The sequence below is a fragment of the Bradyrhizobium sp. ORS 86 genome (genome assembly GCF_045571475.1).
Lineage (GTDB): Bacteria > Pseudomonadota > Alphaproteobacteria > Rhizobiales > Xanthobacteraceae > Bradyrhizobium.
In genome coordinates, this window is sequence record NZ_CP120699.1 from 1,481,550 (window position 1) to 1,505,504 (window position 23,955).

General features: G+C 64.5%; 22 protein-coding genes and 1 pseudogene. 18 read left to right on the top strand and 5 right to left on the bottom strand.

Going from position 1 to position 23,955, the window contains the following annotated elements:
• Positions 1-3 precede the first annotated feature (3 nt).
• Positions 4-402 (top strand): thioesterase family protein, encoded by a 399-nt coding sequence (locus tag P6U25_RS06825; protein ID WP_407152447.1) that lies wholly within the window; start codon positions 4-6, stop codon positions 400-402.
• Positions 403-444: 42 nt separating this feature from the next.
• On the opposite strand, the gene P6U25_RS06830 is transcribed toward P6U25_RS06825, so the two are convergent.
• Both P6U25_RS06830 and ybaL read right to left on the bottom strand, forming a co-directional pair.
• Positions 445-678, bottom strand: coding sequence for a hypothetical protein (locus P6U25_RS06830; RefSeq protein ID WP_407150741.1), 234 nt, complete (start codon positions 676-678; stop codon positions 445-447).
• Between the two features lie 155 nt (positions 679-833).
• A complete protein-coding gene (ybaL, locus tag P6U25_RS06835; RefSeq protein ID WP_407150742.1) occupies positions 834-2,540 on the bottom strand; it encodes a YbaL family putative K(+) efflux transporter in 1,707 nt (568 codons plus the stop codon).
• Between the two features lie 137 nt (positions 2,541-2,677).
• Between ybaL and P6U25_RS06840 the strand changes: the two genes are divergently transcribed.
• The 15 genes and pseudogenes from P6U25_RS06840 to P6U25_RS06910 all read left to right on the top strand — a co-directional run bounded on the left by P6U25_RS06840 (position 2,678) and on the right by P6U25_RS06910 (position 19,382).
• Positions 2,678-3,343: an HAD family hydrolase gene (locus P6U25_RS06840; RefSeq protein WP_407150743.1), complete on the top strand. Its 666-nt coding sequence runs from the start codon at positions 2,678-2,680 to the stop codon at positions 3,341-3,343.
• A 6-nt stretch (positions 3,344-3,349) separates the two neighbouring features.
• The gene (locus P6U25_RS06845) at positions 3,350-4,303 is read left to right on the top strand and encodes a sugar-binding transcriptional regulator (protein ID WP_407150744.1); all 954 of its coding nucleotides are present in this window, start codon (positions 3,350-3,352) and stop codon (positions 4,301-4,303) included.
• A gap of 155 nt (positions 4,304-4,458) precedes the next feature.
• On the top strand, positions 4,459-5,772 hold the full coding sequence (locus P6U25_RS06850) for an ABC transporter substrate-binding protein (RefSeq protein WP_407150745.1): 1,314 nt from the start codon (positions 4,459-4,461) through the stop codon (positions 5,770-5,772).
• Positions 5,773-5,909: 137 nt separating this feature from the next.
• On the top strand, positions 5,910-6,782 hold the full coding sequence (locus tag P6U25_RS06855) for a carbohydrate ABC transporter permease (RefSeq protein WP_407150746.1): 873 nt from the start codon (positions 5,910-5,912) through the stop codon (positions 6,780-6,782).
• A 4-nt stretch (positions 6,783-6,786) separates the two neighbouring features.
• Entirely contained in the window at positions 6,787-7,617 is an 831-nt protein-coding gene (locus P6U25_RS06860) for a carbohydrate ABC transporter permease (protein WP_407150747.1), read from the top strand.
• 16 nt (positions 7,618-7,633) lie between these two features.
• Positions 7,634-8,638 (top strand): ABC transporter ATP-binding protein, encoded by a 1,005-nt coding sequence (locus P6U25_RS06865; protein ID WP_407150748.1) that lies wholly within the window; start codon positions 7,634-7,636, stop codon positions 8,636-8,638.
• A 76-nt stretch (positions 8,639-8,714) separates the two neighbouring features.
• Positions 8,715-9,488 (top strand): SDR family NAD(P)-dependent oxidoreductase, encoded by a 774-nt coding sequence (locus tag P6U25_RS06870; RefSeq protein ID WP_407150749.1) that lies wholly within the window; start codon positions 8,715-8,717, stop codon positions 9,486-9,488.
• A 27-nt stretch (positions 9,489-9,515) separates the two neighbouring features.
• Positions 9,516-11,171 carry an FGGY-family carbohydrate kinase gene (locus P6U25_RS06875; RefSeq protein WP_407150750.1) on the top strand — a complete coding sequence of 552 codons (1,656 nt, stop codon included), beginning with the start codon at positions 9,516-9,518 and terminating at the stop codon, positions 11,169-11,171.
• Between the two features lie 12 nt (positions 11,172-11,183).
• A complete protein-coding gene (locus tag P6U25_RS06880; RefSeq protein ID WP_407150751.1) occupies positions 11,184-12,122 on the top strand; it encodes a carbohydrate kinase family protein in 939 nt (312 codons plus the stop codon).
• 118 nt (positions 12,123-12,240) lie between these two features.
• Complete coding sequence (locus P6U25_RS06885; RefSeq protein WP_407150752.1) at positions 12,241-13,662, top strand: amidase; 1,422 nt, start codon at positions 12,241-12,243, stop codon at positions 13,660-13,662.
• Positions 13,663-13,952: 290 nt separating this feature from the next.
• The gene (locus P6U25_RS06890; RefSeq protein ID WP_407150753.1) at positions 13,953-14,903 is read left to right on the top strand and encodes an ABC transporter permease; all 951 of its coding nucleotides are present in this window, start codon (positions 13,953-13,955) and stop codon (positions 14,901-14,903) included.
• Positions 14,900-15,797: pseudogene (locus P6U25_RS06895) on the top strand (ABC transporter permease). The gene P6U25_RS06890 and the pseudogene P6U25_RS06895 overlap by 4 nt, the downstream one beginning before the upstream one ends.
• Positions 15,798-15,799: 2 nt before the next feature.
• Complete coding sequence (locus P6U25_RS06900; RefSeq protein ID WP_407150754.1) at positions 15,800-16,804, top strand: ABC transporter ATP-binding protein; 1,005 nt, start codon at positions 15,800-15,802, stop codon at positions 16,802-16,804.
• 74 nt (positions 16,805-16,878) lie between these two features.
• A complete protein-coding gene (locus P6U25_RS06905; RefSeq protein ID WP_407152448.1) occupies positions 16,879-17,835 on the top strand; it encodes an ABC transporter ATP-binding protein in 957 nt (318 codons plus the stop codon).
• 56 nt (positions 17,836-17,891) lie between these two features.
• Positions 17,892-19,382, top strand: coding sequence for an ABC transporter substrate-binding protein (locus P6U25_RS06910; protein WP_407150755.1), 1,491 nt, complete (start codon positions 17,892-17,894; stop codon positions 19,380-19,382).
• Positions 19,383-19,569: 187 nt separating this feature from the next.
• On the opposite strand, the gene bla is transcribed toward P6U25_RS06910, so the two are convergent.
• Positions 19,570-20,472: a class A beta-lactamase gene (gene bla / locus P6U25_RS06915; protein WP_407150756.1), complete on the bottom strand. Its 903-nt coding sequence runs from the start codon at positions 20,470-20,472 to the stop codon at positions 19,570-19,572.
• Positions 20,473-20,571: 99 nt separating this feature from the next.
• Between bla and P6U25_RS06920 the strand changes: the two genes are divergently transcribed.
• On the top strand, positions 20,572-21,564 hold the full coding sequence (locus P6U25_RS06920) for a LysR substrate-binding domain-containing protein (RefSeq protein WP_407150757.1): 993 nt from the start codon (positions 20,572-20,574) through the stop codon (positions 21,562-21,564).
• On the opposite strand, the gene P6U25_RS06925 is transcribed toward P6U25_RS06920, so the two are convergent.
• Together P6U25_RS06925 and P6U25_RS06930 are read right to left on the bottom strand one after the other, a co-directional pair.
• Complete coding sequence (locus P6U25_RS06925) at positions 21,545-21,760, bottom strand: transposase (RefSeq protein ID WP_407150758.1); 216 nt, start codon at positions 21,758-21,760, stop codon at positions 21,545-21,547. The genes P6U25_RS06920 and P6U25_RS06925 overlap by 20 nt on opposite strands.
• Positions 21,761-21,799: 39 nt before the next feature.
• Complete coding sequence (locus P6U25_RS06930) at positions 21,800-21,973, bottom strand: transposase (RefSeq protein WP_407152449.1); 174 nt, start codon at positions 21,971-21,973, stop codon at positions 21,800-21,802.
• Positions 21,974-22,149: 176 nt separating this feature from the next.
• On the opposite strand from P6U25_RS06930, the gene P6U25_RS06935 reads away from it, so the two are divergent.
• A complete protein-coding gene (locus P6U25_RS06935; RefSeq protein WP_407152450.1) occupies positions 22,150-23,520 on the top strand; it encodes a metallophosphoesterase family protein in 1,371 nt (456 codons plus the stop codon).
• The last annotated feature ends 435 nt before the right edge of the window (positions 23,521-23,955 follow it).

Below are 23,955 nucleotides of genomic sequence, written 5' to 3' on the forward strand. Positions count from 1 at the left end.
AAGATGCGTGCGATATCCGCAGGAGTGAAGGGAAGCTCCGCGCTCGTGGTCGGACCCGAGCACCTGGCAAGCCGATTCAAGGATGCGATGTTGCCGCCGGTGCTGGCGACGCCGATCATGATCCTGGTGATGGAGAATGCCGCGCTCGACGCCATTCGCAGCTACCTGGAGCCCGGTGAGAGCGCGCTCGGCACCCTGGTGGACGTCCGCCATGTCGCGGCGACGCCGCTCGGGCAGCGCGTCACGGCCGAAGCGGAGGTGGTCCGGGTCGAGGGCAAGCAGATCGTCTTCGCGGTGACCGCGCGTGATGAGGTTGAGGAGATTGGGCACGGCACCCATGAGCGGACGGTGATCGATTTACGCCGTCTCGCGCAACGCCTTGATACGAAGGCGCGTCGATAGGACGGCCGTATCGTTGACCGTCGCACGCGCGTGATGGGCGCGTCACGTCTGACCGCTGCGATTGGAGACTAGCCTGATCTGCGTGACCTGGTCGGCATTTCCGGCAAGATACGCGCGCGCAGCCTGCGTCAACCGCTCCACGGCCGCGGCATCGTAGCTTGGATGCCGTACGTTCAGATGCAGGTCCGTCTCGATCAGCATGACATTGGTCGTGTCCCTTGCACCGATCTCCACCGAGAACGACACCAGCGAGACGTGCGGGGTCTTGAATGCCATCTTGTCATCTCCATTCCTTCGGACGCCCCAGCTCACGACACGCCGGTCGAGCGCGTGAGAGCCTGGCCAAGCGCTGCAGCAGCGACGGCTGGGGAAACTGGTAGATCCGGCCATCGGCATTGATCACCTCGAACTTGCCAATGTTCCTTGGCTGGCTATGCAGCTTGCGTGGAAGCATCCGGGTGCCTCCTCTCGAGCTCCTCGATCATGCCGCGGGCGATCTCCCGCTCGCCCATGATCACGATGTCAGCTCCCAGTCCCTTCAGATGATCGACTTCGGCGTCCGAGTGCGCCCGCGCGATGATTTGAAGGTCCGCATTGGCCGCGCGCGCCTGTTCGACGATCTGTCCGGCTTCGAACGCCTCCGGAATTGCAATGACCAGTGCGCGCGCGGCAGCGGGGTTGGTCGCGCGGAGCACGCTGGCACGCGCAGCGTTCCCCATCACGGCCTCGATGCCCCGTTGCTTGAGTTTCGCAACCGTGTCGTCGGAGGCCTCGACTGCAAGGAACGGCGCGTTGCGCTGATGCAGGGCATCGCCGACGATGCTGCCGACCCGGCCGTAGCCGACCAGGATAGTGTGGTCGGACAATTCGGTGATCGGGATCGCCTCTGATGTCGCAGCGGCTGGCGACAATGCCTGCGGCCTCTCGAGCCGCGACGTCAGCCAATCGATCGCCGCAAAGACCAACGGGTTGAGCATGATCGAGAAGATCGCGCCCGCCAGGATCAGGTCGCGGCCGGCCTTTGGCAGTAGATCGAGCGCGACCCCCAGCTCGGCCAGGATGAAAGAGAATTCGCCAATCTGGGCGAGGCTTGCCGAGATCGTCAGCGCGGTCGTGATCGGGTGACGAAACAGCAGCACGATCAAAAGCGCGGCGAGCGACTTGCCGACCACGATCACGAACAGGGTCGCGACAAAGGGCCAGGGTTCGCGGATCACGCTCATCGGGTCGAACAGCATTCCGACCGAGACGAAGAACAGGACCGCGAACGCGTCGCGCAGCGGCAAGGTTTCCTGCGCGGCGCGCTGACTGAGCGGCGATTCCCGCAGCATCATTCCCGCAAAGAACGCGCCGAGCGCGAGCGAAACTCCGAACAGCTTGGTCGCGCCGAACGCGATGCAGAGCGCAGTCGCAAGCACCGTCAGCCGGAACAATTCACGCGATCCGGTATGGGCGATGTAGTGCAACACCCATGGAATGAGGCGACGCCCGACCACCAGCATCAAGGCGATGAACACAGCAATCTTGATCAACGTCAATACAAGCACGCCGGTCAGCCCGAACCCGAAGCGGGCAGCGAGCGGATCGAACGTCAGCGCCGTGCCGCTGCCGGTCTGCAGGCTCGCCACCGCGGGAAACAGCACCAGCGCCAGCACCATCGCGAGGTCTTCCACGATCAGCCAGCCGACGGCGATCTTGCCCCGCTCCGTGTCCATCAATCGGCGTTCCTGCAGGGCGCGCAGCAGCACGACGGTACTTGCAACCGACAGTGCGAGGCCGAACACCAGGCCGGCGCCGACGCTCCAGCCCATCAGCAGCGCAAGGCCAAGCCCCATCAATGTCGCGACTGCAATTTGGGCAACCGCGCCTGGCACCGCGATGGTGCGGACGGACAGCAGGTCATTCAGCGAAAAATGCAGGCCCACCCCGAACATCAGCAGGATGATACCGAGCTCCGCGAGCTCGGTCGCCAGCGCCTGATCGGCCACGAAACCCGGTGTGAAGGGGCCAGCGGCTACGCCCGCGAGCAGATAGCCGACAAGTGGCGGAATGCGGAAGCGCTGGGCGATTGTCCCGAATACAAAGGCAAGCCCGAGACCCGCGACGATGGTCGCGATAAGAGGTGTGTCATGCGGCATCTGGCCTTGTCGCACAGCATCGCCATCGATGCACCGCGACCAATTGAGGCGGCGCAGGGCTGGCGCACCGCGTCGACGCACACAGGGCCATCTGTCGAGCTATTGCTCATCGCTTGAGCATATGATCTCATGTCTGGATGGATTTCCGGCTCCCCGAGATAGATCTCGTCATCTTCGACTGCGACGGCGTTCTCGTCGACAGCGAGGAGTTGAGCTGCCGCTGCTTGTCGGACGCGCTGACGCGGGCGGGCATCGAGATGAGCACCGAACAGGCGCTCGAACGTTTCCTCGGTCGCAGCACGGCGGCCGTGCTCGAGTACTGCCGGGCCGCCGGCCGGGCCGTGCCTGTGGACTTCCTGGCTGATCTCGCCGGACGGGTCCGTGAAACCTTTCGATCTCAGCTCAGGCCGATATCAGGGGTCGCGGCCATACTGGCGGAGTTGCGCGTGCCATACTGTGTCGCATCATCCAGCGACCTTGACCGGGTGAAGTTTTCGTTGGAGTTGACGGGCCTGGCGCCCTATTTCGCGCAACGGCTCTTCACGTCCCAGATGGTCAAGCACGGCAAGCCGGCGCCGGATCTGTTCCTGCATGCCGCGGGCCGGATGGGATTTGATCCGCGGCGCACGCTGGTCATCGAGGACAGCATCAGCGGTGTGGCGGCGGCGAAGACGGCGGGCATGAAAGTGTGGGGATTTGTCGGGGGGGCCCACTATCGGTTGCGGGACGGCAGTGCTCTGCTGCGCGACGCTGGAGCGGATCGAATCTTCGCTGCGATGGCCGATTTCTGGACGGAAGGTTGATACAGGATGGCTGCGCCCGACAACGAAAAGTCCCGCCTGGACGATGCGGCGCGCGCCGGCTGGCTTTATTTCATTGCAGGCCACACCCAGGACGAGATCGCCAAGATGCTGCAGGTGTCGCGCGCCTCCGCGCAGCGCCTGGTCTCGCTGTGCCTGGCGGAGCGGCTAATCACCTTCCGTCTCGAACATCCTATCGCGGCCTGTATGGAGCTGGCCTCGAGGCTGAAGGAGCGCTTCGATCTCGTGCATTGCGAGGTCGTTCCGACCGATCCGGCGGCGCCGACATCAAACGCCGGAATCGCCGAGCGCAGCGCGAATCTGCTGGAGATGACGCTGCGCTCGGAGACGCCGGTGATCGTCGCGCTGGGCACCGGTCGCGCCGTGCGCGCCGCAGTCGAGCGTGTGTCGCCGATCGAGCGGCCCGATCACCAGATCGTCTCGCTGGTCGGCAATATCTCCGCCGATGGCTCGGCAAGCTTTTACGATACGGTCGGCCGGCTGGCGGACCGTACCGGTGCACGCCATTACCCGATGCCGCTACCTTTCCTGATGTCGAGCGAGGACGAGCGCAATCGCATGGTCCGCATCGAGCCGATCGCCAGGGTGAGGGCGGTCGCCGCCAAGGCTGATCTCCGATTGATCGGCATCGGCCAGATGGATCAGAAGGCTCAGGTGCATATCGATGGCTTCGTCACCCGCGAGGAGCTGCTCGAGATGATGCGGCTCGGCGCAGCAGGCGAGGTGACCGGTTGGGCCTATGATGCCAAGGGGCGGCTGATCAAAGGTGGCACCAACAAGCGGCTGACCAGCATTCCGCCCCAGATTCCGGCGGTATCAACCACGATCGGCGCGGCGGTCGGCGCCGCCAAGGTGCCGGCGATCAAGGCCGCGCTTGCCGGCCGCGTGGTCAACGGCCTCATCACGGATGAGGCGACGGCGCGCGCGGTCCTCGACCATTAGGCGCCTTTTGCGCCGGCAATAACTCGCTTTGGGGGTCTCACGGCGCCGATAACCGCACGCGCCGGCGCGTCCGCGCGCTTGACAAAATTCGAGGACGGGTTGAACATACGCTCAACACGTGGGCATATGCTCAACGTGGCATATGGGAGGTCACCTTGAAGAACGTCCTTTGCGCCGTCACGGGCGCGGCTGCTCTTTTGCTCTCTGCCCCCTCGATCGCCCAGACCACGCTGACGGTCGCGACCGTCAACAATGGCGACATGATCCGCATGCAGGGGCTCACCAGCGACTTCACCGCCAAGAATCCGGACATCACCGTCAAGTGGGTGACGCTTGAGGAGAACGTGCTGCGCCAGCGCGTCACCACCGATATCGCCACCAAGGGCGGCCAGTTCGACGTGCTGACCATCGGCACTTATGAGGTGCCGATCTGGGCCAAGAAGAACTGGCTGGTGCCGCTCGACAAGCTCGGCGCCGACTACGACATCAACGACCTCTTGCCGAAGATTCGTGATGCCGTGTCGGTCGACGGCAAGCTCTATGCCGCGCCGTTCTATGGCGAAAGCTCGATGACGATGTATCGCACCGACCTGTTCCAGAAGGCCGGACTGACCATGCCGGAGAAGCCGACCTGGGACTTCATTGTCGATGCCGCCAAGAAGTTGACCGACAAGTCCGCCGGCGTCTACGGCATCTGCCTGCGCGGCAAGGCCGGTTGGGGTGAGAACATGGCGTTCCTGACCGCGATGGCCAATTCCTATGGTGCGCGGTGGTTCGACGAGAAGTGGCAGCCGCAGTTCAACTCGCCCGAGTGGAAGAAGACGCTCACCACCTATGTCGACCTGATGAAGCAGGCCGGCCCTCCCGGTGCGAGCTCCAATGGCTTCAACGAGAACCTCGCGTTGTTCAACGCCGGCAAATGCGCGATGTGGATCGACGCCACCGTCGCGGCGTCCTTCGTGACCAACCCGAAGGATTCCAAGGTCGCCGACAAGGTCGGCTTCGCGCTGGCGCCGAACACCGGGCTCGGCAAGAACGCCAACTGGCTATGGGCCTGGAGTCTTGCGATTCCGGCCGGCTCGAAGAAGGTCGATGCGGCCGAGAAGTTCATCGCGTGGGCAACCAGCAAGGACTACACCAAGCTCGTCGCGTCCAAGGAAGGCTGGGCCAATGTGCCTCCGGGCACGCGGACCTCGCTGTATCAGAATCCGGACTATCTGAAGGCCGCGCCGTTCGCCAAGATGACGCTGGCCTCGATCGATGCGGCCGATCCGAACAAGCCGACGGTGAAACCGGTGCCTTATGTCGGCGTGCAGTACGCGGCGATCCCTGAATTCCAGGGCATCGGCACCGCGGTGGGCCAGCAGTTCTCGGCGGCGTTGTCCGGCTCCACAACTGTCGACGCTGCGCTCAGTGCCGCGCAGTCCTCGACCGAGCGCGAGATGAAGCGAGCGGGCTACATCAAGTAGCGCATGTGCAAACGATGGGCCAAGACGCGCACGTGCGCCTTGGCTTTCTGACCAGCTCAATCCTCCCGAGCTGGGCCACTCGCGGCCATCCTGTCCCGCAGCGGGATGGCCGCTCCTTTCGATGGAAGGAGGCGGGGATGGCGACCCAGCAGACCCAACTGCTTGCCCGTACACTGCTCAGTCCCGCCGTGGCGCTGCTGTTCATCTGGATGATCGTGCCGCTCGCGCTCACGATCTACTTCTCCACGTTGCACTACAATCTGCTCGATCCGGGCTCCGAGGAATTCGTCGGGCTGGACAACTTCCGTTACTTTCTCACCGATCCGGCTTTTCTCGCCTCGCTGCAGAACACGCTGGTGCTGGTCGGGTCGGTGCTCGCCATCACGATTCTGCTCGGCGTGCCGCTGGCGCTGCTGCTCGATCAGCAGGTGGTCGGGCTCTCGATCGTCCGGTTGATGGTGATCGCACCATTCTTCGTGATGCCGACGGTGAGCGCACTGGTCTGGAAGAACCTCTTGATGCATCCGGTGTCGGGCCTGTTCGCCTGGATCGCCCAGTTGTTCGGGATGGCTCCGATCGACTGGTTCAACGACGCGCCGCTGTTCTCGGTGATCCTGATCATCTCATGGCAATGGTTGCCGTTCGCAACCCTGATCCTGCTCACCGCGCTGCAGTCGCTCGACGAGGAGCAGAAGGAGGCGGCGGAGATGGATGGGGCGAGCGCGGTCTCGACCTTCATCTACATCACGCTGCCGCACCTGGCGCGCCCGATCACGGTGGTGATCCTGATCGAGACCATCTTCCTGCTCACGGTGTTTGCGGAGATTTTCGTCACCACCGGCGGCGGTCCGGGCTTGCAGACCACCAACATCGCCTTCCTGATCTATTCGCAGGCGCTGATCCAGTACGATGTCGGCAGCGCCTCGGCGGGCGGCCTGGTCGCGGTCGTGCTCGCCAACATCGTCGCGTTCTTCCTCGTTCGTATCGTCGGCCGGAATCTGGAGGCGTAACGCCATGGCGCGGATGGTGACGACAAGACGCAAGGTGATCTCGACGCTGGCCGCGTGGCTGGTCGGCTTCGTGATCTTCTTCCCGATCCTCTGGATGGTGCTGGCGAGCTTCAAGACCGAACTCGAGGCCTTCGCCATTCCGCCCTCGTTCCTGTTCTTCCACTGGACCACCGAGAACTACGTCACGGTGCAGGAGCGCAGCGACTATTTCCATCACGCGCTCAACTCGATCATCATTGCCGGCGGATCGACGCTGATTGCCCTGCTGATCGCGATCCCGGCCGCCTGGTCGATGGCATTCTCGCCGACCAAGCGGACCAAGGACGTCCTGCTCTGGATGCTGTCCACCAAGATGATGCCACCGGTCGGCGTGCTGGTGCCGATCTATCTGATCTACCGCAATCTCGGCCTGCTCGACACCCGCGCCGGCCTAATCTTCATTCTGTGCCTCGGCAATCTGCCGATCGTGATCTGGATGCTGTTCACCTATTTCAAGGAGATCCCGAAGGACATCCTGGAGGCGGCGCGGATGGACGGCGCCACCATCGGGCGCGAGCTCATCTACGTGCTGACGCCGATGGCGATCCCGGGGCTCGCCTCGACCCTGCTGCTCAACCTGATCCTGGCCTGGAACGAGGCATTCTGGACGCTCAATCTGTCGACGCTGGAAGCCGCGCCGCTCACCGTATTCATCGCGTCCTATTCGAGCCCGGAGGGATTGTTCTGGGCGAAATTGTCGGCGGCGTCGACGCTCGCGATCGCGCCCATTCTCGTGCTCGGCTGGTTCAGTCAGCGGCAGCTCGTCCGCGGCCTGACCTTCGGCGCGGTCAAGTAGCAGAAAGGCTTTCGCCATGGGTCAGATTACACTGCAGGGTGTGCAAAAATCGTTCGGGCCGGTCCACATCATCAAGGGCGCCGATCTCGACATCGCCGACGGCTCCTTCGTGGTCTTCGTCGGCCCCTCCGGCTGCGGCAAGACCACGCTGCTGCGGCTGATCGCGGGGCTTGAGGACGTCACCGGCGGCGCCATCCTGATCGACGGACGCAATGTCGTCGACGTGCCGCCGGCCAAGCGGGGGCTGTCGATGGTGTTCCAGTCCTACGCGCTCTACCCGCATATGAGCGTGCGCGGCAACATCGCGTTCGGCCTGAAGATGGCCGGTGCCGCCAAGGACGAGATCACCCGCAAGGTCGAGGCGGCCGCGGCCACGCTCAATCTTACGCCCTATCTCGATCGCAAGCCGCGCGAACTGTCCGGCGGCCAACGCCAGCGCGTCGCGATCGGGCGCGCCATCGTACGCGAGCCGAAGGCGTTCCTGTTCGACGAGCCGCTGTCGAACCTCGACGCCGCCCTGCGGGTGCAGATGCGGCTGGAGGTGACGCGGCTGCAGAAGCAGCTCGGCACCACGGCAATCTACGTCACCCACGACCAGGTCGAGGCTATGACCATGGCCGACAAGATCGTGGTGCTGAACGGCGGCAAGATCGAGCAATATGGCTCGCCGCTCGAGCTCTATGAGAAGCCGGCCAATCTGTTCGTCGCCGGCTTCATCGGCTCGCCGAAGATGAATTTCATCACCGGCGAGCCCGCGAAACAGCAGGGTGCCGCCACCATCGGCGTGCGGCCCGAACATCTCAAGGTCGAGCGCAACGGACAGGGCTGGCAGGGCACGGTCGCGGTCGCCGAGCATCTCGGCAGCGACACCTTCCTCTATGTCGACGCCGGATCGCTCGGAACGTTGACCGCGCGCTATGTCGGCGAATTGGGCTTGAGCCCCGGCGATCACGTGTCGCTGATCCCCGATCAGGCCCGCATCCATTGTTTCGACGACAACGGAAAGGCGATCCGCGCGTAAGACCCGGCAGGTTTGGAATTGGCTCGGGCCAGGGCGGTGCGCCTGCGATCCTCAGGCTAAGGCAAGGGAAGAAAAGATGTATCTCGAGAAATTCAAGCTCGGCGGCAAGTCCGCCATCATCACCGGCGGCGGCCAGGGCATCGGGCTTGCCTGCGCCGAGGCGCTGGCGGAAGCCGGCGCCAAGGTCATCATCGGCGACCGCGATGCAAAAGTCGCCAATGACGCCAGGGCGGCGCTGAAGGCGAAGGGCTTTGAAGCGGATATCGCGCTGATGGACGTCACCGACTCCAGACGTGTCTCTGAGGTCGCTGACGAACTGGTCGGCAAATATGGAAAGGTCGATATCCTCGTCAATAATGCCGGCATCGCGCGCAGCGAGACGCCGGCGGAGACGGTGACCGACGAGCACTGGCTCAATGTCATCGACGTCAACCTGAACGGCACCTTCTGGTGTTGCCGCGCGTTCGGCAACCACATGCTGAAGGCAAAGTCAGGCACTATCGTCAATGTCGGCTCGATGTCCGGCTTCATCGTCAACAAGCCGCAGGAGCAGTGCTTCTACAACGCGTCGAAGGCCGCAGTGCACCATCTGACCAAGTCGCTGGCCGCCGAATGGGCGACGCGCGGCGTCCGCGTCAATGCGGTGGCGCCGACCTATATCGAGACGCCGCTGAACGCCTTCGTGAAGAACAGCCCCCGGATGTACGACGCCTGGATCGGCGGAACCCCGATGGCCAGGATGGGCCAGGTCGATGAGATCGCTTCCGTCGTCCTGTTCCTCGCCTCGGAGGCCGCCAGCCTGATGACCGGAAGCATCGTTTTGGTCGATGGCGGCTACACTTGCTGGTAGGCTTGCCCCGCAGATAACGGAGCGGTCATGCGGCAAGCCTATATCGGGGTGGACGTCGGGAGCGCGAGCGCCCGGGCAGGGGTGTTCGATGAGGTCGGCAAACTGCTGGGGGCGGCCCGGCATCCGATTCGCGTCTGGCATGAGGCCGGCGATATCGTCGAGCAGTCGTCCGAGGACATCTGGACGGCTTGCGTCGCCTCCGTCCGCGGTGCGATGCGCGAGGCCGGCGTCGGCGCTGAGCATGTCAAGGGGATCGGCTTTGACGCGACCTGTTCGCTCGTGGTGCTCGATGCGACCGGACAAGCGCTCACCGTCAGCCCGTCGGGCGATCACGCACGCAATGTCGTGGTCTGGATGGACCACCGCGCGATGGACGAGACCGCGTTGGTCAACGCGACGGGTGATCGCGTATTGCGCTATGTCGGTGGCGTCATCTCGCCGGAGATGGAGATCCCGAAGATCCTGTGGCTGAAGCGGCATCTGCCCGTGACCTTCGCCGCCGCGGGACACTTCTTCGACCTCGCCGATTATCTCTCGTTCCGCGCCACCGGGTCGCTGGCGCGATCGACCTGCACGGTGACCTGCAAATGGACCTATGTGGCAGGCGAGGGCGGCTGGAGCGAATCGTTCCTTGAGCGGGTCGGGCTCGAGGCGCTTGCCGCCGACCGCTTCGCGCGGATCGGCAGTGAGATCGTGCCGCCCGGCTCGCCGCTTGGTCGCGGGCTGTCCGAAGAAGCCGCCCGCGATCTCGGCCTGCTGCCGGGAACGGCGGTCGGCGCCTCGCTGATCGATGCTCATGCCGGCGGAGTCGGTGCGATCGGCGGTCGCGATGGCTCCGGCGCCGATGTCGATGTCTGCAACCGGCTCGCCTACATCATGGGGACCTCGGCCTGCATCATGGCCACCACCGTCGAGCCCTGCTTCGTGCCGGGCGTCTGGGGGCCGTATTTCTCCGGCATGGTGCCGGGCTTCTGGCTCAATGAAGGTGGCCAGTCGGCTGCGGGAGCCGCGATCGATCATCTGCTCAAATCGCATCCGGCGCATGCCGAGGTTCAGGCCGCGGCGAAGTCTGACGGCCTCGACGTCATCGAATATCTTGAGAGGCGCATTCTGTCGCGAGCCGGAAATGCCGGCGCTGCAGCGCTGCTGGCGCGCAGCGTCCACGTACTGCCCGAGTTTCTCGGCAACCGCTCCCCTTATGCCGATCCTGGGTCGCGCGCCGTAATCGCCGGGCTCGATCTCGACGCCGATGTGTCCGCGATGGAGCGGCTGTTCGTCGCTGGCCTGTGCGGGCTCGCCTATGGCCTCGCCGACGTCATCGACGCGCTGCAGGCCCATGGCGCCAGTGGCAAGACCATCGTGATCGGCGGCGGCGCGAGCCGCAGTCCGCTGGTTCGCCAGATTATGGCCGATACGACCGGATATACGGTGGCGCTGCCGCAAACGCAGGAGCCGGTGCTGCTGGGCGCTGCGATGCTGGGCGCGGTCGCAAGCGGCGCGCACAATTCGATCAACGCGGCGATGGCCGGCATGTCCGCGCTCGGGCGGTTGAGCGAGCCGACCAGGCCCGAAATGGCCGATTTCCACCAGCGCAAGCGTGGTGTGCACAGGATGCTGCGGGAGCTCGATCGAGGTGCGCGCGAGGCGATGACGCGGGCGCCCGGCAAAGCGGTGTCGATTTAAGGCGTTTGTGACATGCTGCTCAGTTGTGGTGATGCGCTGATCGACTTCCTGCCGTCGAAGACGGCGGACGGACGCGAGGCGTTGACGCCCGCAGTCGGCGGCTCCTGTCTCAATATCGCGATCGGGATGGCGCGGCTGGATGTTCCCACGGGGTTCGTCGGCGGCATCTCGACCGATACGTTCGGCAGGATGATCGCTGATCACGCCGCGAATTCGGCGGTCGATCTCCGTTATGCGACCCGCAGCGATCACCAGGCGACGCTGGCGTTTGCGCGCGTCACCGGGACCGAAACCCAGTACGCTTTCTATGACGCCGACACTGCATCGCGAAACTGGGTCTACCGACGCGATGTGATCGCGCTTAGCGATGTCCAATGCGTCCACACCGGCTCGACGACGCTCGTCAACGACAAGGGCGCAGCCGAGACGCTGGCCTTCATCGACGATGCCAGAGCGAGCGTGACGATCTCGCTCGATCCGAATTGCCGGCCGAACCTGGTCGCGGACAAGGAGGCGTATCGCGCGCGCATGCAGACGTTCTGCCGCAAGGCCGACATCGTGAAGATGTCCGACGTCGACTTCGCCTATCTGTTTGGCGACGAGCCCTACGCCGACAGGGCGGCGACGCTGCTGTCCGAAGGCGCATCGCTCGTCGTCATCACCCGCGGGAACAGCGGCGCCCGTGCCTGGCACCGGCACGCTGGATCAATCGAGGCCGCATCGCCGGCGGTGAAGGTGGTGGATACGATCGGCGCCGGCGACAGTTTCCAGGCTGCGATGCTGGCAGCGCTGCACCGGCTCGGTCGCATCGAGCGGCAGCACTTGGCCGACATCACCGCGGCAGAGCTTAAGCGCGCGTTGTCCTTTGCATGCAAATGCGCCGCCTTCACCTGCACGCGTGCCGGTGCTGATCCGCCGCGCAGCCGCGAGTTGCCTGTCGATACCTGGTAGGCCATGCGGGATCGGAACCGCGTGAGCCGAGGCCATGCGCCGGACGCGATGGACTTGGCCCGCGGTGCGCGGCACGATGCCGGCCATCGACCATGTCTGACGCGAGCGCCTGTTCCGAATGAGCGACGATCTGTGTCTTCTGCCTGCCGTTGAGTTGCGCGCCCGCATCGGCCGCAAGGAACTGTCTCCCGTCGAGGTCACCCGCGCGGTGCTCGCCCGTGCCGAGCGGTTGCAGCCGGAGTTGAACTGCTTCATCACGCTGTGCGGCGAGGAGGCGATGGCGCAGGCCAAAGCCGCCGAGCGGCAAATGATGGCCGGTGAGCAGCTCGGCCTGCTGCATGGCATCCCCTTCACGGTCAAGGATATCGTCAACACCAGGGGCGTGCGGACGACCTTCGGCGCGGTGCCGTATCAGGACAACGTGCCCGACCAGGACGCCGTGGCGGTGGCCCGGCTGCGCGCGCAGGGCGGCATATTGATCGGCAAGACCACGACGCCGGAGTTCGGCAGCAAGTGCCTGACCGACTCGCCGCTGTTCGGCCGCACGCGCAATGCGTGGAGTGCCGAACGCTCCAGCGGCGGTTCAAGTGGCGGCGCTGCGGTGGCCGTCGCAAGCGGTATCGCACCGCTGGCAGTTGCGACCGACGGCGGCGGCTCGACCCGGATTCCGGCGGCCTGCAACGGCGTCGTCGGGATCAAGCAGAGCAACGGTGTGATCCCGCACAGCCAGGTGCAGGACACCTTCGGCAACCAGACCTATGTCACGCCGACCACGCGCACCGTTGCCGATACCGCGCTGATGCTGCAGGCGATGGCGGGCGAGGACGCCTCCGATCCCTGGTCGATCGGCGTGCCGGTGCCGGATTATCTCGATATGGCCGCGCCGCGCGGCGATCTCGGGGGCAAGAAGATCCTGTTCTGTCTGTCACCGCCGGAACGGCCGGTGAGTGCGGACGTCGCCGCGTCATTCAAGACCAGCCTCGACCGGCTCGCCGGCCTCGGCGCGGAGCTGGAGGAGTTTTCCGGCGAAGGTTTCGACATCGAGCCGATCTGGCGCGCCATCAACCACACGGTCTGGCGTACCCGCTTCGAGAAGCTCGCAGCGGACCATCCCAATGATCTGAGCGCGACATTCCTCAAGCAGCTCGCGCTTGCCGCTGAGGTCACCGGCGTCGACTACCAGCAGGCGATGTTCGACCGCACCGCGCTGTTCCGCCGCGTGCAGGCGCTCTTGGCGCGCGGCGATTGGCTGGCGATGCCGACCCTCACGCGTACCGCGCTGCCGATCGACCAGGACCTGTTCGGCACCATCGAGATCGACGGCCGGAGCTTTGACAGCGTAAGGCCGCACTGGTTTCCATGGACCATGCTGTTCAACATGACCGGGCACCCCGCGATCAGCATCCCCTCGGGCTTCGGCGGCGACGGCCTGCCGATCGGCCTGCATCTGGTCGGCCGCTTCCGCGCCGATGCGGAACTGCTGCGCGTCGCAGCGCTGTTCGAGGCAGCGAGCGCCCTGCTGGGCCGCCGGCCGTCCTGATCGTGAACGACGCGAAGGACTTGCATTCGGTCCCGAACTTGTTGAAACGTTGCTTCGAAGCATCAAGGGGAATGAAGCTTGTTGAATCGGTTCGGCCGCGGACCCGGTTCACCTCTCCCCAGCGGGGAGAGGTCGATTTGCGGCTGCAAATCGGGTGAGGGGGCGCTGCTGCAACGAGAGACGGTAACCCCTCACCCGGCGCTACGCGCCGACCTCTCCCAAGGGAGAGGTGAAGCTTCACTGCGGCTCCAGTTCAACACGATGTCACTCTGCACTGAATTCCGGCGCGCATGAGCCTGTTTGTCTTACGGCGGATCCTGACACTGGTGGCGACACTGCTTGCCGCTTCGCTGATCATTTTCCTCGTGCTGGACGCGCTGCCCGGCAACGCCGCGCAGATGCTGATGGGCGCCGACGCCTCGCCGGACGCGGTGCGCGCGCTCACCGTCAAGCTCGGGCTCGACCAGCCGCTGACCTACCGCTATTTGCTCTGGATCAAGGGCATGGCGGTCGGCGACCTCGGCAGCAGCTATGTCTACGGCACACCGGTCGCCGGACTGATCGGCGAACGGCTGGTGCTGACCGTGCCGCTCGCGATGATGTCGATGCTGATCACGGTGGTGCTGGCGCTCGCCGCCGGCATCTACACCGCTGCCAATCATAACAAGCTCGGCGACGTCGGCGTGATGTCACTGACCCAGGTCGGCATCGCGCTGCCGAATTTCTGGTTCGCGATCCTCCTGATCCTCCTGTTCGCAGTGAAGCTGCAATGGCTGTCGGCGGGTGGGTTTGCCGGCTGGGATGACGGCATCTGGCCGGGTATCCGCTCGCTGTTGCTCCCTTCGATCTCGCTCGCCGTGGTGCAGGCTGCGATCCTCGCCCGCGTCACGCGCTCCGCGGTGCTGGAGGTCCTGCGCGAGGATTTCGTCCGCACCGCGCGTGCAAAAGGGCTCGGCAAGCGCGAGGTGTTGTGGCGCCACGTGCTGCGCAACGCCATGATCCCGGTCATGACGGTGATGGGCCTGCAATTCGCCAATCTGCTCGCCGGCACCATCGTGATCGAGAACGTGTTCTATCTGCCGGGCCTCGGCCGTCTGATCTTCCAGTCGATTGCCAACCGCGACCTGATCGTGGTGCGCAATTGCGTGATGCTGCTGGCGGCCATGGTCGTGACAGTCAACTTCGTGGTCGATGTGCTCTATGCCTTCATCGATCCGCGCATCAAGGTCGCCAACCTGTGAGCGCGCCGCTGACCGTTCCCGCCGATGTCCCGGCGATTGCGCCCGGTGCGAAGCCGGCAACCGGCTTCTGGCGGCGAGCGCTGCGCCATCGCAGCTTCGTGCTTGGGGCTGCACTCAGCCTGCTGGTGCTCGGAGCGGCCCTGCTATCGCTGGTGTGGACGCCGTGGTCGGCCTACGACATCGACGTCGCCTCGAAGCTGCACCCGCCCTCGGCCGCGCACTGGCTCGGCACCGACGTGCTCGGCCGCGACATTGTCTCGCTGCTGCTGGTCGGGGCGCGCTCCACCATTGTGGTCGGCGTCATCGCGGTCGGTATCGGTCTCACCTTCGGCGTGTGTCTTGGGTTGATCGCAGCCGCGCGCAAGGGCTGGACCGCGGAACTCATTATGCGGATGAGCGATTTCACCTTTGCCTTTCCCGCCGTGCTCTCAGCGATCATGCTCGCCGCCGTCGTCGGTCCCGGCATGCTGACTTCAATCACCGCGATTGGCATCTTCCAAATCCCGATTTTCGTCCGCGTCACGCGCGGATCGGCCAACGCGATCTGGGCGCGCGAGTTCATCCTCGCCGCGCGCGCCGCCGGCAAGGGTGGTTTCCGCATCACCATCGAGCACGTGCTGCCGAATATCCTGTCGATCCTGATCGTGCAGGCGACCATCCAGTTCGCGCTCGCGATCCTCGCCGAGGCGGCACTGTCCTATCTCGGCCTCGGCACCCAGCCGCCGCAGCCATCCTGGGGACGCATGCTGAATGATGCCCAGACGCTGCTGTTCCAGTCACCCATGCTCGCGGTCTATCCGGGCGCCGCCATCAGCGATCGCGGTGCTCGGCCTCAACCTGCTCGGCGACGGGCTGCGCGATCTGCTCGATCCCCGGCTGGCACGGGAGCGTTGACCATGAGCAAGGCAAACGCACCGTTGATCGAGGTGAGCGATCTCGGCGTCAGGCTGAACACCAGCCGCGGCCCGGCGCGGGCCGTTCGCGGCGTCAGCTTCTCGCTCCGGCGCGGCGAGACGCTGGGGCTGGTCGGCGAATCCGGCTGCGGCAAGTCGGTCACCGCGCTGGCCCTGATGGGGCTGTTGCCCGACAGCGCTGTCGTCAGCGGCAGCATCCGGCTCGATGGCGCTGAGCTCGTCGGCCTGTCCGATGCTGATTACTGCAAACTGCGCGGCAATCGCATCAGCATGATCTTCCAGGAGCCGATGACCGCGCTTAATCCGATGCACACGATCGGACGGCAGGTCGCCGAGCCGCTGCGCCGGCACACCGGTTGCTCGGCGAGCGAAGCGCGAAAGGAGGCGATTGCCTTGCTCGACCGCGTCGGCTTGCCGGATGCCGCCAAGCGTATCGATGCCTATCCGCATCAGTTCTCGGGCGGCCAGCGCCAGCGCATCACGATTGCGATGGCTCTCGCCTGCCAGCCCGACGTGCTGATCGCCGACGAGCCGACCACCGCGCTCGACGTCACGATCCAGGGACAGATCCTCGATCTGATCGCAGATCTTGTCGAGGAGCGCGGCATGTCGATGATCCTGATCTCGCATGATCTCGGCGTGATCGCCGAGAACGTCCAGCGCATGATGGTGATGTATGGCGGCACCGTCGTCGAAAGTGGCGCCACCGACGCCGTGTTCACCCGGATGGGCCATCCTTACACGCAGGGTCTGTTCCGCGCCCGCCCGCGGCTTGGCGCGCGCAAGGGCACGCGGCTCAAGACCATTGCCGGCACCGTGCCGGAGCTCGCCGATCTCCCTGCGGGCTGCACCTTCGCGGATCGCTGCACGATCGTCGACGCGCGCTGCCGCGTGGCGCTGCCGGCGGTGGTGGATGTCGGCGCGGGTCATGACGTGCGCTGCCTTAGGACTGACGTCTCGATGGCCGCCGGAGGTGTCCGCACGTGACCACGCTCGACCAGCCATCGTCCGCGCGTGAGACTCCGCTCCTCGAGGTGAAGGATCTCGTGCAGCGCTACGCGATGCCGCGGGAAAGCCTGTTCAAGCCGGCGACGCAGGTGCGCGCGCTCAATGGCGTCACGGCGCGGGTCACTGCCGGCAAGAGCCTCGGCGTGGTCGGCGAGTCCGGCTCGGGCAAATCGACCTTTGCGCGGCTGGTGATGGCGCTGGAGCGGCCGACGTCGGGGCAGGTGTCGCTGCTCGGCCGCGACCTCAACCAATTGCCGCCCGACGAACTGCGCCGCGCTCGGCGGGATTTCCAGATGGTGTTCCAGGATCCCTATGGGTCGCTCGATCCGCGGCAGACCATTGCGCGCATCGTCGCCGAGCCGTTGACGGCGCTCGGGCGGATCGACCGCGGCAGCCTGCGCGAGCGCGTCGCGGCGGTGCTGCGGCAGGTCGGGCTGCGCGATGCCGACATGGACAAGTTCCCGCATGAATTCTCCGGCGGCCAGCGCCAGCGCATTGCGATCGCACGCGCGCTGATCACCCAGCCGAAGCTGATCGTCGCCGACGAGCCGGTGTCCGCGCTCGATGTCTCCGTGCAGGCGCAGGTGCTGAACCTGATGCAGGACCTGCAAGACGAGTTCGGATTGAGCTACGTCCTGATCAGCCACGATCTCGCCGTGGTCGATCTGCTCTGCGACGAGATCGCGGTGATGTATCTCGGAAGGATCGTGGAGCAGGGAAGGCCAGAGGATCTGTTTGCGCACAGCGCCCACCCCTACACGCGCGCGTTGCTCGAGGCGGTGCCGCGGGCGCGAGTTAGCGGCGTCCGCCGCCGCCGCGGCGCGCAGGCGATCGCCTCGCAATCGTCAGGGGCGGCGGGCTGCCCCTATGTGTCCCGCTGTGCGCTGGCCGACCGGCATTGTCGAGAGGCCACGCCTGCGCTACGCCCGGTGGGCCAAGCCCATCTGGCCGCATGCCACCACGCCGAGGCAGTGATGGCGCTGCCGGCCGCGACGGCGGAGGCCGGTTAGCGTTTGGCGCGGGATTGGCCTAGTTTGACAAAAGAAGACGTCCGGGGAGCAAACCAATGTTGAAGAAATTGTCTATTATCGCGGCGGCGGTCGCATTTGCCGCGGCGCCATTGCCGAGCCTGGCGCAGGGCAAGAAGGACAGCGTCGTGATGGGCATGACGCTGGAGCCGCCGGGGCTCGACCCGACCACCGCTGCCGCAGCGGCGATTGCCGAAGTCACGCTCTATAACGTCTATGAGACGCTGACCAAGATCAACGAGGACGGCTCGGTGTCGCCGTTGCTCGCGGAGAGCTGGCAAGCCTCGCCCGATCTGAAGACCTACACATTCAAGCTGCGCAAAGGCGTCAAATTCCAGAATGGCGAGCCGTTCAATTCGGCGGCGGTGAAGTTCTCCTACGATCGTGCCGGCGCGCCAACCTCCACCAACAAGGACAAGAGCCTGTATCAGGCCTTCGAGTCGGTGACCGCGCCCGATGCTGACACGGTCGTGGTTGCGCTGAAATATTCCGAGCCGAACCTGCCGTTTCTGCTCGGGCAGGCGACCGGTGCCATCGTCGAGCCGAAGAGCGCGCCGACCGACGCGACGCAGCCGGTCGGCACCGGACCTTATACGCTCGGTGCCTGGGCCAAGGGCTCATCGATCACGCTCGTGAAATGGCCGGATTACCGCAACGCGGCTGCGATCAAGCTGGCCAAGGTGACGATCCGCTTCATCGGCGATCCCGCAGCGCAGGTGGCGGCACTGCTGTCCGGCGACGTCGACGTCTTCCCGCGGGTTGCGGCGGCACGCAGCCTGGCGCAGTTCAAGGCCGATCCGCGCTTCACCGTGCTGATCGGTGGCTCCAAGGCGAAGACCATCGTCGGCATCAACGAGCGCAAGAAGCCGCTCGATGACGTGCAGGTTCGTCGCGCCATCCTCGCCGCCATCGACCGCAAGGCGATGATCGACGGCGCGGTCGACGGTTTCGGCACGCCGATCGGCAGCTTCTACACGCCGGGATCGCTCGGTTATGTCGACACCACCGCGATCAATCCCTACGATCCGGACAAGGCCAAGAAGCTGCTCGCCGAGGCCGGCGTCACCACGCCGCTCGAGCTCAGCCTCAAGCTGCCGCCGCCGCCATACGCGCGGCAGGGCGGCGAGATCCTTGCCGCTCAGCTCGCCAAGGTCGGCATCGTCGCCAAGATCGAGAACGTGGAATGGGCCCAATGGCTGTCGCAGGTGTTCACCGGTCCGCACAATTACGATCTCACCATCGTCTCGCATGTCGAGCCGTTCGATCTCGTGAAGCTGACGGAGCCGGACTACTATCTCGGCTACAAGTCCGAGGCGTTCAATGCGCTCTACCAGCAGATCATGGCGACGCCGACCGAAGCCGATCGCGCCAAGCTGCTCGGCGATGCGCAGCGCATGCTGGCGACTGACGCCGTGGCCGGCTTCCTGTTCCAGCCGCAATGGATCACCGTCACCAGCAAGAAGCTGAAGGGCGTGTGGAAGGAAGTCCCGCAGTTCGAGAACGACTTTTCCGCATGGTCGTGGGAGTAGTTGCAGGAGCGTGCGCGCTCCTCAACGCGCAGCACTCGCTGAAGGTCTCGACCTCCCGCCCCTCATGGTGAGGAGCGCGGAACGCGCGTCTCGAACCATGAGGCCCCACCTGAGGCCTACATCCTTCGAGACGCTCGCGTTCCGCGGGCTCCTTAGGATGAGGGCGCAGGCGTTTGCCGCACCTGCACTAACCCGTCTGCCCGCTGCCTGCATCGACGACCGCGCGGGCGACCTTTGCGATCGCCTCGTTGCATTGCGCCGAATCAACCTTGGCGCCGGTCAGATAAACCGTCGTGACGACTGGCTTGCGGCCGGGCGGCCAGAACACGCCAATGTCGTTGGCGGTGCCGCGCTCGCCGGTGCCGGTCTTGTCCGCAACGCGCCAGTCATGCGGGACGCCGGCGCGCAGACGTGCACCGCCGGTCTTGTTGGCGACCATCCAGTCCGTCAGCGTCTGCCGCGAATTCGCCGACAGTGTGTCGCCGAGAAGCACGCGCTGCAGGTTCTTCAGCATGGCGGCCGGGCTCGTGGTGTCGCGCGGGTCACCGGGCGTGCTTTCGTTCAACGCCACCTCCCAGCGGTCCAGCCGGCTGACATTATCGCCGATCGAACGGAAGAAGCTGGTGAGCCCCGCTGGACCGCCGATCTCGCGCAGCAACATGTTGCCGGCGGTGTTGTCGCTCTGCGTGATCGCAGCCTCGCAGATTTCGGCCAGCGTCATGCCTGACCCTACTCGCTCCTTTGTCACCGGTGAGTAAGGCTGAATGTCTTTGGCCTCGAACTGGATATGTTGATCGAGGCTGGATTGGCCGCGATCGACCCGGCGCAACACAGCGGCCGATGCCAGCGCCTTGAAGGTGCTGCACATCGGAAAGCGTTCGTTGCCGTGCAGGCTGGCGCGCAGCCCCGTCTCGGTGTCAAGCACTGCGACCCCGAGCCGTCCGCCGGTTTCCTGCGCGATGCGCGCGAGCTCCTGCTGCAGCCGCTGCGTCAGGGCGGCGGCGGTTTCCGCTGCCGCGCTTTGCCGCGGCAAGGTGCAGGACATTGCGAGGCCCAGAGCGCGCAGTCCAAGTGTTCGTCTCGTCAGCATGTCTCGTCTCCGTTGGCGGCGCGAACCTGCCGAACCGGGTGACGGCGTACAAACGATCATTTATACAGCGAGGCATGAGAAAAACTTGGTCTTGATATCGTGCGCCGTCACCTCCCGCTGAACGCGTTGCGCGCCTTTGAGGCGTCTGCGCGGTTGTTGAGCTTCACTCGCGCCGGGCTGGAGCTGCGCGTGACGCAGACCGCGATCAGCCACCAGGTCAAGCAGCTCGAGGACATGCTGGGCGCCAGCCTGTTCCGCCGCCTGCCGCGCGGCCTCGTGCTCACCGACGAGGGCCTGGCATTGCTGCCGGTGCTCTCCGACGCGCTCGATCGCATCGGCGCGGCGATCGACCGGATCGAAGCAAAGGGCACACGCGAGGTCGTCACCGTCGGCTGCGTCGCGACCTTTGCGACCGGATGGCTGTTGCAGCGGATCGAGCGTTTCAAGCGCGCTCATCCCTATATCGACCTGCGTCTATTGACCAACAACAACCGCGTCGACATCGCCGGCGACGGGCTCGATCTCGCGCTTCGCTTCGGCGACGGCTCCTGGCACGGCACCGAGGCGATCCATCTTCTCTCCGCGCCGCTCTCGCCGGTGTGCTGCCCCGATGCGGCTCGCCGGCTGCACAAGCCATCCGATCTCGCGCAGGAATACCTGCTGCGTTCCTACCGCGCCGAGGAATGGCCATTGTGGTTCGCGGTCGCTGGCGCGCCATGCCCGAAAATCCAGGGCCCGATCTTCGATAGTTCCGTTGCGATGGCCGAGGCCGCCGCGCGCGGCGTCGGCGTCGGCTTGGTTCCGGTCGCGATGTTTCAGGACGAACTCGCCTCGGGTCGGCTGGTGCGGCCCTTCACGTTCGAGGTGCCGGCCGGCTCCTATTGGCTCACCTGGCTGAAGTCGAAAGACGTGACGCCGGGCATGCGCGCGTTCCGCGACTGGATGATCGAGACGTTGCGGGCGGATGCGCGTGAGGCGGAGGAGGTGAGGGCGGCGGCGCCTGCTCAAGCACCGAAGGTAACGGCCAAGTCAAGGACTACAGCGAAAGCGAAGGTCGTAAAGAAGCGACGAGTTAGGACGCGGACTCATTAACGCGAAGCCATAGCCTGATTGACGCGAGCTGAACGAAGGCAAGATAGTTTGCGGCGAGCCTGTCGTGGCGCGTCGCCACCCGACGACATTGTTTGATTCTGTTGAAGAACCGCTCGACCAGGTTGCGAGCGCGGTAGAGATAGGGCTGAAGCAGATCGGATCGCTGCGATTGCTTTTCGGTGGGATGTTGGCCCACGCGCCCTTCTTTATGGCAAGCTCTCTGATCCAGTCGGCGTCATAGCGCGGTCGGCCAGCCGCATTGCATCATGGCAGCGGCGAGCACTTCGATGATGCGGCCCCATACACCAGCCCGCCGCCAGCGGACGAACCGGTTGTAGCAAGTGGTGTATGGGCCAAACGCCGCCGGCAGATCACGCCAAGGTGCCCCGGATCGCAGGACCCAGAAAATGCCATCGAGGACACGACGGTCATTTACCCGAGGAACGCCGCGTGGCTTGTTCGGCGCTTACGGGCAGAGGCGGACATCAACCTACCGTCAATCCCAGATGAATCCATCGAAAATGACCCGTTGCTGCCCTTCCGGGAAATTGCCATTCTTCCGATCCATATTCGCAATTGAAAGTCATCAACTCTGTGAACAATTCCATCCCTGCGCTTCTTCCGCGAGGCAACGGCCACCAGTTTCTCTTGTACGGCGACTCCTGTTCAGGCGTGCCGGGTGCATTGCACGAAAAGACCTTCGCCTCGGTCAACACAGTCGTTCAACGCCTAAGACCACAACCGGAATTCATTCTCTTTCCAGGCGATGAAATCATTGGACTAACGCCGGATGCGGACGTTCTGCGCGCGCAGTGGCGATATTGGTTTGACACCGAAATGGGATGGCTCGATCGTGCGGCTACTCCCATCTGGCACACGACCGGTAATCACACGACCTACGACGCGATGAGCGAGGCAGTGTTTCGCGCCGTGCTCGATCTGCCGAACAACGGACCGCCGGGGCAAACTGGTCTCTCCTACTTCGTGCGGCGCGGCGATCTCCTGATGGTGTTCGTCAACACCTTATGGAGCGGCCTCGGAGGCGAGGGCCACGTCGAGATCGAGTGGCTGGAAACGACGCTTAGAGAACATGACGATGCCCGACATAAGCTCGTCCTTGGCCATCACCCGGTGTTTCCCGTCAACGGCTTTGCCGGCGCGTATCAACGCGAGATCGGCCATGAGTACGCTGGCCCGTTCTGGGATATCTTGGTGAAGGAAAACGTGCTTGCCTACCTGTGCAGCCACATCCTCGCCTTTGATGTGCAGGCGCACCGTGGGGTTCTCCAGGTCTGCACCGCAGGTGCGGGAACGGCACACAGGATGCCGGAAGGTATCGAGTACCTACATTGCGTCCAGGCAGCGCTTGACGAGCACGGTCTCCGTTATCAGGTGCTCGACATCGATGGTGTCGTTAGGGAGAGGATGGAATGGCCGTTACCTAATCCTGACCCCGCCTGGTGGAGGGAACTGCCGCTCGGAGAGGCGGAAGCGCTGATCAGCGGACCCATGCGGAGCGGACGTAAAATCGAGCTGAGACTGATAGGACGATCCGCTACGACCGACATATCATCGGCGCAGACGATCTTTACGGCTTTTGTACCCGGCTCGCTCGCGCCGTTCTGGCTGGGACTTCGGGGGCCGAAGCAGACCCTTACAGTTATCGTCGGTCGTGATCCGGGGCGCAGTCCATCCTATTGGTTTGGACCTGATCTTCGAGCGGGCGATGAGTTCGATATCCACGTCGCTATCTGTCCAGATATGGGCCCGGGCGGTCTACTATACCGCCACCACAACACAGCCCGTTGGTCGTCCTTCAAGTCTGCGACAGCGCGAGGGTTGGAGCGACTTTCGTGGCCCCAACATTGGGCCATTGGTCAAGGACAAGGCGGCGCCGAAGACCGTCCCTTCAAAGGGGCGTCGCTGAGTGTGCAAATCGCACAAACGCAGAGTTGATGGATAGCGGAAGGACCGCTTTTGGCCCATCGCGTCATTTGCTGCGGTTGCACAAGGGCGGTCGTTATCGGAGCGAAGCGGATATGGCCGAAGTCTATGAGTACGCGTCCTAGCTTGCTTTGATGTGACGCGAACCGCTTCGACAGTCGCTACTGTGCTCCCTTTCCCGCTTGCGGGAGGGCTGGTGTAGGCTCATCGGCCATGACGTGGAAACGTCGGTTATAGACGCGCGCGAATGCCATATGCCCCTCTGGGACGAGCGCGCGTCTGGGTGATTTCGGAATATTGGAAATATATTCGCGAGTTGCCCGACGTGTCAAGCAGTCTGGCCGAACGCCGGCTACTTTGCATGGGGTTGTTTTCGATGTTTTGACAACGCGCCTCCCCCCTTGCGGGGCCCGCAAGCGAGAGAGGCGATACGAGTTTGCGGCAACA

Excerpts from the sequence above, each read along its gene's own strand:
- P6U25_RS06890 (WP_407150753.1), top strand. The coding sequence starts at position 13,953 with ATGAGCCTGTTTGTCTTACGGCGGATCCTGACACTGGTGGCGACACTG.
- ybaL (WP_407150742.1), bottom strand. The coding sequence starts at position 2,540 with ATGCCGCATGACACACCTCTTATCGCGACCATCGTCGCGGGTCTCGGG.
- P6U25_RS06855 (WP_407150746.1), top strand. The coding sequence starts at position 5,910 with ATGGCGACCCAGCAGACCCAACTGCTTGCCCGTACACTGCTCAGTCCC.
- P6U25_RS06900 (WP_407150754.1), top strand. The coding sequence starts at position 15,800 with ATGAGCAAGGCAAACGCACCGTTGATCGAGGTGAGCGATCTCGGCGTC.
- P6U25_RS06870 (WP_407150749.1), top strand. The coding sequence starts at position 8,715 with ATGTATCTCGAGAAATTCAAGCTCGGCGGCAAGTCCGCCATCATCACC.
- P6U25_RS06840 (WP_407150743.1), top strand. The coding sequence starts at position 2,678 with ATGGATTTCCGGCTCCCCGAGATAGATCTCGTCATCTTCGACTGCGAC.
- P6U25_RS06910 (WP_407150755.1), top strand. The coding sequence starts at position 17,892 with ATGTTGAAGAAATTGTCTATTATCGCGGCGGCGGTCGCATTTGCCGCG.
- P6U25_RS06845 (WP_407150744.1), top strand. The coding sequence starts at position 3,350 with ATGGCTGCGCCCGACAACGAAAAGTCCCGCCTGGACGATGCGGCGCGC.
- P6U25_RS06830 (WP_407150741.1), bottom strand. The coding sequence starts at position 678 with ATGGCATTCAAGACCCCGCACGTCTCGCTGGTGTCGTTCTCGGTGGAG.
- P6U25_RS06865 (WP_407150748.1), top strand. The coding sequence starts at position 7,634 with ATGGGTCAGATTACACTGCAGGGTGTGCAAAAATCGTTCGGGCCGGTC.
- bla (WP_407150756.1), bottom strand. The coding sequence starts at position 20,472 with ATGCTGACGAGACGAACACTTGGACTGCGCGCTCTGGGCCTCGCAATG.
- P6U25_RS06880 (WP_407150751.1), top strand. The coding sequence starts at position 11,184 with ATGCTGCTCAGTTGTGGTGATGCGCTGATCGACTTCCTGCCGTCGAAG.
- P6U25_RS06905 (WP_407152448.1), top strand. The coding sequence starts at position 16,879 with ATGCCGCGGGAAAGCCTGTTCAAGCCGGCGACGCAGGTGCGCGCGCTC.
- P6U25_RS06875 (WP_407150750.1), top strand. The coding sequence starts at position 9,516 with ATGCGGCAAGCCTATATCGGGGTGGACGTCGGGAGCGCGAGCGCCCGG.
- P6U25_RS06860 (WP_407150747.1), top strand. The coding sequence starts at position 6,787 with ATGGCGCGGATGGTGACGACAAGACGCAAGGTGATCTCGACGCTGGCC.
- P6U25_RS06825 (WP_407152447.1), top strand. The coding sequence starts at position 4 with ATGCGTGCGATATCCGCAGGAGTGAAGGGAAGCTCCGCGCTCGTGGTC.
- P6U25_RS06885 (WP_407150752.1), top strand. The coding sequence starts at position 12,241 with ATGAGCGACGATCTGTGTCTTCTGCCTGCCGTTGAGTTGCGCGCCCGC.